This window comes from Gemmatimonas sp. (genome assembly GCF_031426495.1).
In the GTDB taxonomy this organism is placed as follows: Bacteria; Gemmatimonadota; Gemmatimonadetes; order Gemmatimonadales; family Gemmatimonadaceae; genus Gemmatimonas.
Window position 1 is genome coordinate 117,863 of sequence record NZ_JANPLK010000037.1, and the last position, 13,597, is coordinate 131,459.

The following is a 13,597-nucleotide window of genomic DNA, read 5'->3' on the forward strand; positions in this document are numbered from 1 at the left end:
CCCGAATGCTGCTAAACGCCAAGAGTGTTCTGCTCGCGGGCCTCGCGCTCGTGGCCATCTATCATGTGGTCACCCTCGTGCGAGGCCTGCCTAAACTTGGCTCCGTACGTCCGACGGCCGGGTTTATCGTGACCGGTGTCTTTACCGATTTTCTCGATACTCTCGGCATCGGATCGTTCGCGACCTCGACGGCGATCTATCGCGCGACCAAGTGGGTGAAGGACGCGTTGATTCCGGGAACGCTCAACGCAGGGCACACGCTGTCGACGTTGGCGCAGGCCTTCATCTACACGCAAGTGGTCGAGGTCGAGCCGGTCACCTTGGTCGGGATGATCGTCGCCGCCGTCGTCGGCTCGTGGGTTGGCGCTGGCCTCGTGGCGAAGTGGCCCACCCAGCGCATTCAGTTGGGCATGGGGTTGTGCCTCGCCGCCGCCGCCGCGCTCACCTTTGCGCAGGCCGCCGGCGCGATTCCGGGCGGTGGAGAAGCGATTGGCGTCACCGGCGTGAAGCTCGGTATTGCGCTGTTCGGCAACTTCGTACTCGGCGTGCTCATGACGATCGGCATCGGTCTCTACGGTCCGTGTCTGCTGCTGGTCAGCGCCCTTGGCATGAGTCCAACGGCCGCGTTCCCGATCATGATGGGTTCGTGCGCGTTCCTCATGCCGTTCGCCAGCGCGCGATTCATCCGTCTTGGCAAAGTCGATGCGCGGGCCGTCGTCGGCAACATCATCGGCGGCGTACCTGCGGTGCTGGTGGCAGCGTACATCGTGAAGTCGCTGCCGCTCACCGCCATGCGATGGCTGGTGGCCGTGGTCGTCGCTTACACCGCAATCACGCTCATCATGAGCGCGCGCCGCGCGTCACAACCGGAAATGGCCGAGGCCTGACCGCGATCTGCCGCATCGGAACGACGAAGGGGCGCCGTGACTGCACGGCGCCCCTTCGTCGTTACCACCCGCTGAGAATCAGGCGGCGAAGCGCTTCGCGACTTCCGCCCAGTTCACCACGTTCCAGTACGCCGCGAGATAATCCGCACGACGGTTCTGGTACTTCAGGTAGTACGCGTGCTCCCATACATCGCAGCCAAGCAGTGCATGCTTGCCTTCCATGAGCGGGTTGTCCTGATTCGGCGTGCTCATGATCGACAGGGCGCCGTTCGTGGACACCAGCCACGCCCACCCCGAGCCGAATCGTCCGATGCCGGCGGCCTGGAACTGCTCCTTGAATGTGGCAAATGATCCGAACGCCTTCGCAATGGCCTCGGCCAGCGCGCCCGTGGGCTCCCCACCGGCATTCGGCGCCATCGTCTGCCAGAACAGCGAGTGATTCCAGTGACCGCCGCCGTTGTTGCGAACGGCGGTACGCACCGCTTCCGGCACGTCGTTGATCTTGCTGCACAGCTCGTCGATCGACCACGACGCCAACTCGGGCGCCTTTTCGATCGCGGCGTTCAGGTTGGTGACGTACGCCTGATGATGCTTGCCATGGTGAATGCTCATGGTCTGTGCATCGATGTGCGGCTCGAGCGCCTCGAGCGCGTACGGAAGCGGCGGAAGAACGTGGGCCATGACAACGACTCCTTCAGTATGACGTGAGTACGAATCGAGCGCCAACCGGACGGCGCGTCGGGCTTTTTCCCTCAGGCTTTGGCCTGCGCCCCGCGATTGCGCCACCAGGCAATGATGCCCGGCAGAATGGACAGGAACACCACCACCAGAATCACCTTCTCGACATGCCTGGCAACGCCGGGCACCGTCTTGGCCAGCACGTACCCCGTGATGAGCATGCTCCAGATCCACAGCACGCCACCAACCACGTTATACGCAAGAAACGATGCGTACCGCATCTGGCCGACGCCGGCCACGACCGGCGCGAACGTCCGCACGATCGGCATGAAGCGCGCAATGATGATCGTCTTGCCACCGTGCTTTTCGTAGAACGCCTGCGCTTTCAGCAGGTGGTCCTTGTGAAAGAACAGCGAGTTCTCGCGGGTAAAGATACGCGGCCCCGTGGCTTTGCCTACGTGGTAACCCACGGTATCACCGACGATCGCCGCCACGGTCAGAATCAGCCCCAGCAGCCACACGTTCAGCCCGAAGGCCGGGTCCGCCGCCAGCAGGCCGGCAGTGACCAGCAACGAATCGCCAGGTAGAAAAAAGCCAACCAGCAGTCCCGTCTCCGCGAAGATGATGATCGTCAGCCCGACGTACCCGGCCCACTGTACCAAGGCGGGGAGGTCACGAAGCTTTTGGTAGAACTCGGTCAGAAAATCCAAGCAGTCATCCGGATACAGACGAGAACGAAAACGGCGTGAGTCATTCACCAAGCCGAAAGGTCGATGGAGGCGACGTTGCGGTCAACCGTCGGCGCAGCAGATGGCATGATCCGGGTCGCGAACTGGCCGCTGGCTCGGTCCGCGAGGTAGTTTCCCGCGGTGCGCGCCACATCCTCTGATCGCCCCAGCGCGACCCCGCTCCACGTGTGTGTGGTCTCCCATACCCATTGGGACCGGGAGTGGTACCACACGGCAGCGCGATTCCGTCAGCGGCTGGTGGCGCTCCTCGACGCCGTACTCGAGCGCAGGAACGACGGCGAAACCTTTCTGCTCGACGGGCAGGCCATCACGCTGCTCGACTATCTGACGGTGCGCCCTGAGCGGGAAGCTGAGTTGGGCGCGCGCTTGCAGGCCGGCTCGCTCGAGGCGGGGCCGTGGTACGTGTTGGCCGACAACCTGATTCCCTCCGGGGAGGCGATCCTCCGTAATCTCGAAGCGGGGCGTCGCGTGATCCGTCGTCTCGGCGCGGCGCCGCCACCGGTTCTCTACTGCCCCGACACGTTCGGGCACCCGGCCGCGCTGCCGAGCATCGCAGCGGGCTATGGATTCGAGACGGCGATAGTGTGGCGCGGTGCCGGCGGCGCGTCACATCCCTCCTCCGACGCCTTTCGTTGGCGAGCCGCCGACGGTGCGTCGGTCGCCGCGTATCATCTGCCTCCCGATGGTTACGAGTTCGGCAGCGCGCTGCCGGTCGAGGACGACGCGGCGGCGGCGCGTTGGCGGCACATATCCGACGTGCTGGTCGCGCGCAATCGCACTGGCGTTGTATTGCTCCTCAATGGCGCCGATCATCACGCACTGCAGCCCGACGTGATCGAGGCGCTGGCCGCCGTGCGCCACGCGGCTGCTCCGGAAGCCATCGTGCAGCGTAGTGCGCTCAGCGCGTTTGCCGTGCGCTTCCAGCGGGCGTGTCGCGATACGGAGCTGCCGGTGGTGCAGGGCGAACTGCGCGATTCCTACGGCTACACCTGGACCTTGGGAGGAACGCTCGGCACACGCGCGCAGCAGAAGCGCCGCAACGCGATTCTCGAGCGCGCGTTGCTTCGCGATGTCGAGCCGTGGATGGCGCTGTCGTGGCTGCATCACGCGACCGCCCGTGCGCGGGCGATCGCATCGAATGGCACGGTGACACTCGCCCAGCTGCCCGCGCTGCTGAATGTCGCGTGGCAGGAGCTGCTGGAGACGCATCCGCACGACACGCTCTGCGGCTGCTCGATTGACGGCGTGGCCCGCGCAATGGATGCACGTCAGGACCGCGTACGGTCACAGACGCGAGGTCTTCGCGACGCCGCGCTCAGTCTGGCATTGCAGCAGGACGTCGTGGCGGCGCGGTCGCGAGCCATCTGCGCCGCCACGGAACAGGCCGTGGTCGTGCGCAACCGAGCGGCGACGGCACGCGGTGGAGTGGCCGAACTTCGTCTTATTGAAACACTCGCCGACGTCGGGGTCGGTCCGGACAGTGCCCAAACGACGCCGATCGACGTCGGCCGTGACTCATGGCGACCGCTCGTGTCGGGCGTGCCGCTGCAGTGGATGGGCGCGCTGGTAGCACACCAACGACGAGAGTCTCCACAGCACTATCCTGACAACGATCTGGTGCGCGTGCACCGGGTCGTCGCGTGGATACCGGAGGTGCCGGCCCTCGGCCTTCGCGTGTTCGCGACGGCGCCGGACGTCGACGCTGGCCGCGTGCACCACGACGAGGTATCCACGGTTCGTGTGGTTGAGTCGGCGACGGACGTCGTACTCGAAAACGACCGCGTTCGCGTCACGGTGCGCGAGGGGCACGTCGATCTCGAGCAGGGCGGACGTCGTCTTGAGCGCGTGCTGTCGATCGAGAGTATCGCCGATCTTGGGGACAGCTACACACCATCGGTACGCGGTGATCCCGAGCGCTTGACCTGCGTTGAGACCGTCGTGCAGCATCGCGGTCCATTGCGCGCTGCCGTGCGGCTCACGTGGGAGTCTGCCACGCAGGACATTCGCGTGCACACCACGATGGTGGTCGATGCGGCGGCCGAACTGTTGCGCTGCGACGTGAGCGGGATGAATCGACGACGCAATCACCGACTACAGCTGAAGTGGCGCACCGACTTCGCAGACCCCGTCACCGTAGCCGACGCGGCGTTCGGTCCCGTGGAACGCCATGTGCCGCGCGCTCCAGCAGACTCGCGTGAAGCCGTCGTACCCTCCATGCCGATGCATCGTTGGGCCACGCAGTTATCACACGGCCACGCCGTAACGATGTTCGCCGACGGTCTCGCCGAAGCGGAGTCCGCCGCTGGCGCGTTGTCGATCACGCTGGTGCGCGCCATCGGCGAACTCTCACGCGGTGATCTTCCTGAGCGTCCCGGTCACGCCGGATGGCCGTCACCCACACCTGATTCGCAGAGTCTCGGTGGTTTCCGCGCACGCGTCGGTCTCATGCTGCACGAAGATGGTCCCCATCGACTCGACACCGTCAGTCGCGCGGCCGATGCGCTGCTCCTTCCGCTATGCGGTGAAACCTGGCGGGATCTCGACGTGCCGCCGACGCCGACGCCGACGCAGATCGCCGGTCCGCAACTTCATGGGACGGGACTCGAAGTCTCCGCCGTCACCCTCGCGCAGCGCGGCGACGGGATCATACTACGCGCCGTCAACCTCTCTGCGAATGCAGTGCAGGGGCACTGGCAGCTTCCTCACGATGGACCGTGGATCGTGACGCGCTGTCGACTCGATGAAACGCCGCTGGAATCACCCGTGCGGCGGGATGCTCGCGTCGCGTTTCTCGCTGGGCCCCGCGAGATCGTCACGCTGCACATCACGGTTGAGCAGCTAGCGTAAGTCGCCGCGTACGCTGCGGTCGCCCAATGCGTCACCCACGACGGTACAGGCCACCACCGTAGCGACCAGCGCCACACCGGGCACCAGCGCGATCCAAGGAGCAACCAAGAGCCACTCCCGTCCGCCCGCGATCATGTTGCCCCAACTTGACGCCGGTGGCTGAATCCCGAGGCCGAGAAACGACAGGCCGCTTTCGAGCAAAATGGCGTTGCCGACGCCGAGGGTGATCGCCACCAACGCGCTGCTCAAGGCGTTCGGCAGCACGTGGCGCCGCAGCACGCGCCAGGACGGTACGCCGAGCGCCTGAGCCCCCTCTACGAAAGCGAGGACTCGTACGCCCTGCACGTCGGCCCGCACCAGGCGCATCACCGACATCCATCCGGTCAGTCCGAGTACGGAAATTACGACGCCGAGTCCCGGCCCCCACAGCGACGCAATCACCAGCAGCAGCACGAGTCGGGGAATCGCCAACAAGGCATCGCCGAGCGCGACGATCGCCCGATCGACGCTCCCGCCGCGCCATCCCGCGATTGCGCCGAGCAGGATGCCCAACGCGCCGCTGAGGGCCGATCCAGCCACGCCGACGCCCAAGGAAATACGCGCGCCGGTCCAGAGACGCACCAACAGATCGCGGCCGAACGCATCCGTACCCAGGAAATGCCACACGCCGTGGCCATCACGCGAGAACGGCGCAACCAGACGCGTTGCCAACACGTCGCCGATGTCGCGTGCGCCATCGACCGCGAATGCCGGCACCAGAACCGACGCGATCGCCATCGCCGCCAGCACGCCAACGGCCCACCGCGGCGCTGCTGCAGGCCTGATATTGTTCTTCGTCACGTCGCACGCCGTCGCGGATCGAGCCGCAGCAGAATCAGGTCCGCCAGCAGGTTGGCCATCACCACGGCGCCGGCGTAGACCAGCGTCAGACCGAGCACCACGGGATAGTCGCGCGCCGCGATGGCCGACAGCATCGTGCGCCCGAGGCCGGGCCACGCGAAGACCTGCTCCACGAATACTGAACCGGCGATCACGCCAGGCAGCGTGAGCCCGAAGAGCACCACCAACGGCGTCAGCGCGTTGCGGAGCACGTGCGCCCGCTCCACCTCGCCGCGCGTCAGGCCCCGCGCATACGCGGCCTGTACATGCGGCGCTCCAGCCGCGTCCAACAGGGCGCGGCGTGCGAACCGCGAGACCCCGGCCGCACCGGGCAACGACAGCACGAGCAGGGGGAGCACCGCGTGCCGCCATCGGTCGGCCAATCCGAACGCTGCCGGGTCCGCCGCCGGGTCTTGCATGCCGAACGCCGGCAATCGCATCGACGCCGGCAGGCCAAGCCACACCACGCCCGAGGTAAACAGTGTCACCATCGCCAGCGCCAGCCAGAAGCTCGGCGCGGCATAGATCATCGTCATGAGGGCGGTGATCACACGGTCCGCGCGCCGCGACGCGCGCAACGCCTGCCGCATGCCCACCAACGTCCCGATCACGAAGCTGGCCAGCAACGAGACCCCCCCGAGGAACAGCGACACTGGCAACGCATCTGCGATGACGCGCGTGACCGGTTCCGCACGGACGAGACTCTCGCCAAGCTCGCCGCGCAGCACGCCACCGATCCACCGCGCATATTGCAACGGGAGTGGGGCATCGAGCCCCAGTGCGGTCCGCTGTCGGGCCGCCTCTTCGGCCGATGCCGTCGGGGAGATCAACAACGTCGCCGGATCACCCGGTGCCAGATGGATCAGCGCGAAGGTGATGGTGGTGACGAGCCAGAGCAGCAGGAGCGCGTCGAGCACGCGTGACGAGAGACGATGCACGTGAGGATGATGCCTCGTGGAGCGAGGACGTCAACCCGCGCGCGGCCATGGATTGTGGCGAGCATCGCCGCGCTGTCGGTGTTAGGTGCCGTGGCCTGTGGTCGCCCCGATCGCCCGGCAGGGACGATTGTGATGGCGTCCGGCGCCGACCTCGAGTCGGGAAATCCGCTCGTCACGGTGCACCCGCTGTCGCGGCAACTGCAGCGACACGCGCTGTTCGTCACGCTGGTGAAGCTCGACAGCGCTCTCCAGCCTGAACCCTATCTGGCGCGCTCCTGGCAGTGGGACGCGTCCCGACGGGCGGTCACCTTCACGCTGTTGGTCGGCCTCACGTGGCACGACGGCGCGCCCACCACAGCGGCCGACATCGCCTTCACGATGGCGGCCGCGCGCGACACCGCATTGGGCTCACCGCGCGCTGGCGATGTCTCGGTGATGGATAGCGTGCTGGCGCTGAATGACAGCACGGTGCGCGTGGTGTTTCGTGATCCGCGTGCCGAACTGCCCACGGTGCTTGCCGAGCTGCCCATCGTGCCGCAGCACGTGCTCGACAGCGTACCACGGGCGCGCTGGCGCGCGCACCCCTTTTCGACGGCGCCGGTGGGCAATGGCCCATTTCGCTTCGTGTCGAGAACGCCTGGCCGCCAGTGGCGCTTCGCGCGGAACGCTGACTTTCCGCCCGCACTCGGCGGGCCGCCGAACGCGCAGCAGATCGTGGTCGCGGTCGTCGACGAAGCCGCCACGAAGTTCGCTGGACTCGTCAGCGGGGAACTCGACGTGGCCGGCGTGTCACCAACGATGGCACATCTCGTGGAGCGCGATCCATCGCTCATGCTGATGACGCCACCGGCGCTCTTCTCCACGGTGTTGGCCTTTAATACCACACGCGCACCCTTCGCAGATGCCAGGGTGCGACGCGCTCTGAGTCTCTCCATCGATCGCGTGCGCCTCGTGCGCGCGGCGGTCGCCGGCTACGCCACGCCGGCGGCCGCCGCCATTCCGCCCGGCTTACCGTTCTCAGTCGCCGAGGCGCCGGTCCTCGACACGAAGCAGGCCGACTCGTTGCTGGATGCCGCTGGCTGGACGCGCCGCCAGGCCGGCGTCGTGCGCACGCGAGGCGGCGTGCCGCTCGAAGTCACACTACTCACCGTTGGTGGCGGCGACATGGCCGTCGAGCAACTCGTGCAGGCGGACCTGGCCGCGCGTGGCGTCGTGCTCACGCTGCGCGTGATGGAACTCTCGTCGTTCCTCGCGACCGTCCGCGCGCCGGTCAAGCAATTCGATGTCGTGCTCACCGGCATTCCTGGGGATATTGCGCTCGGGCACCTCTCGGCGATGTTCGCCACCGCACAGCGCGGCGGTGCACTCGATTACACCGGCTTGCACACCGCGGAGCTCGACCGCCAGCTTGCCGCCGCACGCGGTGCCGGCCCCGACGCTGCGTCCGCCGCATGGCGAGCCGTGGCGGCAGAACTCGAGGCGGCCATGCCGGTCGCGTGGCTGTTCCACGCGCGTGGCGTGCAGGGGCGCTCGCGGAAACTCAAGGGTGTACATATGGATCTGCGTGGTGAGCTTGTTTCCGTCGCGCGTTGGACGCGTCAGGACACCCCGTGAAGCGACTCCGATTGCTGCCGCTCGATCTCGACGCCCGTCGCCTCGAGACCGCCGATGGATCGTCGCTTGCGCCCACCGTGAACGGCCTCGCGATGGAACTCGAGCCGCTCATGCAGCGCGAACTCCCGATCCCTCGCCAGAAAGCTCGCCTCACGCGAGTGGGTGGACGGTGTCCGGTACACGGGCGGTTGCTCGAGTTCGATCCCTGGTCGCCGCATGCGCATTATTGCGAGCGGTGTGCACGCACGTACACTGGCGTCGAGCACGACGACTGGTGGGCGATGGGGGCGCAGCTCTACACCGCCGAGCGCGCGGTGCATGCCGCCACGCTGTACGCCCTGCGTGGCGACCAGCGTCACGCCGAGCTCGCGTTGCGGATCCTCGCGGAGATGGCCGATCGCTACGAGCACTGGCCGAATCGCGACAATGTGCTCGGCCCGACGCGCCCGTTCTTCAGCACCTATCTCGAGTCGATCTGGCTGCTGAATCTCTGTCATGCGCTCGACCTGCTCGATGCCGCCATGGCGCCCGGAGCCGATACGGTCGGAGGGCGACTGCGTGATCGGTTGATCGCGCCCAGTGCCTCGCTCATCGCCTCGTATCACGAGGGCACGTCCAACCGACAAGTGTGGAATGAAGTCGCGGTGTTGTCGGCCTTCCGGGTGCTCGACGACCAGCCGGCCTTCCAAAGTCGCCTCGATGCGGATCAACAGCTGCGCACGTTACTGGAGCAGGGACTACTCGCCGACGGCACGTGGTACGAGGGAGAGAACTATCATCTCTTCGCGCACCGCGGCCTGTGGTACGGCATGCAGTTACTCACCGCTGCCGGGTTGTCGCTTCCCCCGTCGCTCGGCGATCGGTACGCCGCCGGCTTCATGACGCCGTTTCTGGGGCTGCTCCCCGATGAGACGCTCCCGTCACGGCGGGATTCGCAGTATGCCGTCTCGATCCGGCAGTGGCGATTCGCCGAGTGGTGCGAACTCGGCTATGCCCATCGGGCCGATCCACGACTCGCCGGTCTCTTGTCGCGACTGTACGACGGCTCGATCGAGCGGCAGTCCACGGCGCGTGCTCGCTCCACCGCCGACGCCGAGCGCAATGAAGGGCCGACGTCGCTGTCACGCGCCGATCTGTCGTGGCGATCGGTCCTGATGGCGTCGGCCCAGCCGGTGCACGAGGGGCAATGGGCACCGGCCAGCGTGCTGCTGCCCTCGCAAGGACTCGCCGTGCTGCGGCGCGAACAGGGGAACGTCTATGTCGCGCTTGAGGGTGGCCACTCCGGAAGCGGACACGGACATCCGGATCGCCTGGGCTTGTCGCTGCAGACGGGTGACGAGCGATGGTTGCAGGATCCGGGCACCGGCAGCTACGTCGAGCGTACGCTTCATTGGTATCGCAGCACGCTGGCGCATCATGCGCCGCTCGTGAACGGGGCGTCGCAGCCGCCTGCCACGGCGACGCTGCTCGGCTTCGAAGAACGCGGCGGCATGGGATGGATGCGGAAGCGTGCCATGATCGGGCAGGGCGTACACGCGACCCGTACCGTCGTGGTGTGCGAGGGGTACTGCCTCGACGTGCTCGAGTGGGAGCGCGATGCGACGTCGCAGGACGCCGCCGACGACATCACGATCACACTCCCGCTCTGTGGCAACGCGCGTCGTGTCGCCCCTAACGCGTTTTCGACGGCTTCGCGCACGGGCGCGGGCGGACTCGAAGACGGTTTCGATTTCCTCCAGCAGGTCGAGTCGGTGCGCGTCGACGGATCCGCGGTCGTCGACGCGATCGCGCTTAACGCTGACGGTACGCCGAGCCAACGCGTCGGCGCGCGCCTGCAGTTCGCGGCGAACGTGCGAGCCACTCTCATCAGGGCCCGCGTGCCCGGAGCCCCCGGATGCAGCGGGACGGTGCGGCATGCGGTGGAGCTCCAGGGAGCCTCCGGACGATTGGTGTCGGTGTGGTATTGGCAGCCGTCCGACGCGCGGCCTGTCGTTGAACACGTCGTGATCAACGCCACGGACGACGGCGCACCGCTCGCGCGCGTGACCAGCGCCGATGGCACGACGGCGGTGCACGGACCGGCGCCGCACGGATGGCACATTGAATTGCTGGCGCGCCACGCGCGAAGTAGCGTGGATCTCGAAGGGCTCATCGACCTACCGACGGCGGCGGTCACCCAGTCCGAGCGCGTCGCGCTACCGGATCGGGCGCGCGCCTTGCCACTGCACGCAGTTCTTGGCGCATCGCAGTATCTGCGCACCGAACAGGACTGGGGTGAAAGCGGGAGCCCGACCGCCACGGTGCATGTCGCCGTCGACGGACCGCACGTGGTCCTCGAGGTCGTCGCCAACACCGGCAAGGTCGTGGCGCCAGACGGTGGTGGCAACCCGCTCGATAACGAGCGGGCACAGGTGAACGCCGACGGCGTGCAGTGGTACTGGGGCGCCTCGCATGACGGATGGGCGCAGGCCGCGCTCTGTACGCCGTCCGACGACACGGTGCACATGACGCGCCTGGTCCCTGGGGAGTGGCCGCTCCCCGACGCGACCTGGACGGCGCTCCCCGGCGACGGCGGATGGCGCGTGCGCTTCAAGTGGCGCCTCAGCGATCTGCCGACAGCGCCCGACGGCTCCATCGCCTTCGATCTGGTGGTGAACGAGCGTCCGGCCGATCGCGTCCGTCGACGCGGGCAGCTCGTGCTCAGCGGACGTCGTGCCGACCTGCCATCTGCGGCGGCCTACTCCTATCTGCGCGGCGATCGACAATCGCAGGCGCGCGTCGTGCGCCTTCAGCTCCATCCCGGTCGCGGGCCTCAACTCTCGGGCCGCTGAGCCGCTATCTTCACCAGGCGGGACACGACGTCTCGTATGCCTCTGTCATCCCCGCGCCGGGGGGGACGGTCCTCGAATTCCCGTCGGATGTCCGAATCTGTAATGACCGCCGTCACGGTGGTCCTGTACGAATCGCAGGATCCTATCAACATCGGCGCTGTCGTGCGCGCGATGAAGAACATGGGTGCGGTGGACCTGCGTCTGATCCGCCCGTGTCACTACGACCTCAATCGCATCGAGCAGATCGCCCACGATACGCGCGATGTCGTGGCCCGCATTCGCCACTTTGACACGATCGACGACGCGCTTGCGGATTGCCGCTACGTGGTGGCGTTCTCGGGACGGCGTCGCGCCGCCAAGTGGGCGCGCCACACGCCGCGCACCGCCGCCGTGGACTTGCTCGCGCATGCGCAACTCGGCCGCGTCGCCATCATGTTCGGCCGCGAGGATCATGGGCTGCCGAACGACGCGCTCGATCGTGCGCACGCCGTCGCGACGATTCCCACCACCGAGCACTTCTCCCTCAACGTTGCGCAGGCCTGCCTGCTTGCGTTGTACGAGTGCCACGTACTGGCCGGGGACGCCACCAAGAAGCTCGCGGGGCCGAAGCACGCCAAGGGTGCGCCGACGATGGAAGAATTCGAGCTGACCTTTCGCGACGCCGAGAAGGCGCTCGAAGCGCTCTCGTACTTCAAGACGCGCAGCCCTGAGCTGATCATGCGCTCGATGCGCGCGCTGCTGTTTCGGGCGGAGCCCGACGCCCGGGAGCTGTTGCTCGTGCGCACGGCCAGCATCGAAGTGCTGCGCACCGTGGAGCGCGAATCACGCCTCGCCGTCGAGCGCGCTCTCGCCAATCATGCCGTGGCCCGCGAAGCCGCCGTGCGGACCGAATCGCAACCCGCCGACGCACCACACGAGGTTGGGACCGAGTCGTGACTCGAGGCATTCCCTTCGCCGGCGTGCCGGACGACGACTGGCGTTCACGGGCTGCCGATGTGATTCCCGGAGGGAGTTCGACAGGGAGCCGCCGCCCGGAGGTGCTCTACGGTACGCGAGCCTTCGATCCGGCCGTGCCCACGCACTTCGAACGGGCGGAGGGGTGCTCGCTCTGGTCGCCCGATGGGCGTCGATTCATCGATTGCGGAATGGCGCTGGGCGCGGTCGGTATCGGGTACGCCGACCCGTCTGTTACCCGCGCGGTCATCGACGCGGCGTCCAACGGGAATGTGTCCGCGCTCCCGCACCGGCTTGAAGTCGAGGTGGCCGAGCGGCTTGTGCAGGTGATCCCGTCGGCGGAACAAGTGCGCTTCCTGCGCACGGGGGCCGAAGCGAATGCGGCCGCCATCCGGCTCGCGCGCGCACTCACCGGTCGCGAGCACATTATTGCCTGCGGGTATTTTGGGTGGCTCGACTGGTGCAGCGAGGCCATCGGCGTTCCCACGACTGTACAGCACGCCGTCACCCGAGTGCCCTTCAACGACCTGACGGCGCTCGAGCGCACGGTGTCCCTCCACGAGGCGTCACTCGCCGCGATCATCATCGAGCCGCTCGTGCACGAGCTCGCGCAGGTCGCTTGGCTCGAATCGGCTCGACGACTGGCTGACCGCACCGGCGCCGTCCTCATCTTCGATGAAGTCAAGACGGCCTTTCGCGTGCGCACGGGCGGGGTGCAGGAACTCACCGGTGTCACGCCTGATCTCACCACCCTTGGCAAGGCCATGGCGAATGGCTATCCCTTGGCGGCCGTGGTCGGACGAGCCGCGGTGATGGACGCCGCGCAGCGCACCTGGATCTCGTCGACCGCCGCCACGGAGAGTACGGGACTTGCCGCCGCGAAGGCGGTACTTGACTGGCACGAGCGCACCGACGTTCCCGAGCGCATGGCCGCCGCCGGCGGGATGCTTTTGGAGATCATCGGTACGGCGCTGACGGAGTCGCCGTGGGTCGGCGTACAGGCCGACGGACCGCCCACGATGTGGCGGTTGCTGGCCGACGCGCCCGATCAGCTGGACGCCCTCGTCTCCGTTGCGGCGCGCCACGGACTGCTTTTGAAACGCGGAGCCTATCAATTCGGCGCCGTGGCGCACGATGAGGCGGTGCTTGCCCAGGTGAGCGAGCTCATGCCGCACATCATGCAGGCGCTACTCCCCGGACCACGACGCGTCGAGGACTGA

Annotated in this window: 10 protein-coding genes; 6 read left to right on the top strand and 4 right to left on the bottom strand. The window is 67.1% G+C overall.

Going from position 1 to position 13,597, the window contains the following annotated elements:
• Positions 1 to 5 precede the first annotated feature (5 nt).
• Entirely contained in the window at positions 6 to 887 is an 882-nt protein-coding gene (locus tag RMP10_RS09280) for a sulfite exporter TauE/SafE family protein (RefSeq protein WP_310570054.1), read from the top strand.
• A gap of 78 nt (positions 888 to 965) precedes the next feature.
• On the opposite strand, the gene RMP10_RS09285 is transcribed toward RMP10_RS09280, so the two are convergent.
• Together RMP10_RS09285 and RMP10_RS09290 are read right to left on the bottom strand one after the other, a co-directional pair.
• The gene (locus RMP10_RS09285) at positions 966 to 1,568 is read right to left on the bottom strand and encodes a superoxide dismutase (protein ID WP_309670338.1); all 603 of its coding nucleotides are present in this window, start codon (positions 1,566 to 1,568) and stop codon (positions 966 to 968) included.
• Between the two features lie 71 nt (positions 1,569 to 1,639).
• Positions 1,640 to 2,275, bottom strand: a complete 636-nt coding sequence (locus RMP10_RS09290) for a VTT domain-containing protein (RefSeq protein WP_309670339.1) — start codon at positions 2,273 to 2,275, stop codon at positions 1,640 to 1,642.
• Between the two features lie 210 nt (positions 2,276 to 2,485).
• Between RMP10_RS09290 and RMP10_RS09295 the strand changes: the two genes are divergently transcribed.
• Positions 2,486 to 5,161 (top strand): glycosyl hydrolase-related protein, encoded by a 2,676-nt coding sequence (locus tag RMP10_RS09295; RefSeq protein ID WP_310570055.1) that lies wholly within the window; start codon positions 2,486 to 2,488, stop codon positions 5,159 to 5,161.
• On the opposite strand, the gene RMP10_RS09300 is transcribed toward RMP10_RS09295, so the two are convergent.
• Both RMP10_RS09300 and RMP10_RS09305 read right to left on the bottom strand, forming a co-directional pair.
• A complete protein-coding gene (locus RMP10_RS09300; protein WP_310570056.1) occupies positions 5,153 to 6,001 on the bottom strand; it encodes an ABC transporter permease in 849 nt (282 codons plus the stop codon). The genes RMP10_RS09295 and RMP10_RS09300 overlap by 9 nt on opposite strands.
• Positions 5,998 to 6,978, bottom strand: a complete 981-nt coding sequence (locus RMP10_RS09305; RefSeq protein WP_310570057.1) for an ABC transporter permease — start codon at positions 6,976 to 6,978, stop codon at positions 5,998 to 6,000. Before RMP10_RS09305 ends, RMP10_RS09300 begins: the two co-directional genes overlap by 4 nt.
• A gap of 54 nt (positions 6,979 to 7,032) precedes the next feature.
• Here RMP10_RS09305 and RMP10_RS09310 point away from each other — a divergent pair, with 54 nt between their 5' ends.
• The 4 genes from RMP10_RS09310 to RMP10_RS09325 all read left to right on the top strand — a co-directional run bounded on the left by RMP10_RS09310 (position 7,033) and on the right by RMP10_RS09325 (position 13,597).
• A complete protein-coding gene (locus RMP10_RS09310; protein WP_310570058.1) occupies positions 7,033 to 8,592 on the top strand; it encodes a peptide ABC transporter substrate-binding protein in 1,560 nt (519 codons plus the stop codon).
• Positions 8,589 to 11,423, top strand: coding sequence for a heparinase II/III family protein (locus RMP10_RS09315; RefSeq protein WP_310570059.1), 2,835 nt, complete (start codon positions 8,589 to 8,591; stop codon positions 11,421 to 11,423). The genes RMP10_RS09310 and RMP10_RS09315 overlap by 4 nt, the downstream gene beginning before the upstream one ends.
• Before the next feature lie 87 nt (positions 11,424 to 11,510).
• Positions 11,511 to 12,359, top strand: coding sequence for an RNA methyltransferase (locus RMP10_RS09320; protein ID WP_310570060.1), 849 nt, complete (start codon positions 11,511 to 11,513; stop codon positions 12,357 to 12,359).
• Entirely contained in the window at positions 12,356 to 13,597 is a 1,242-nt protein-coding gene (locus RMP10_RS09325; protein WP_310570061.1) for an aminotransferase class III-fold pyridoxal phosphate-dependent enzyme, read from the top strand. Before RMP10_RS09320 ends, RMP10_RS09325 begins: the two co-directional genes overlap by 4 nt.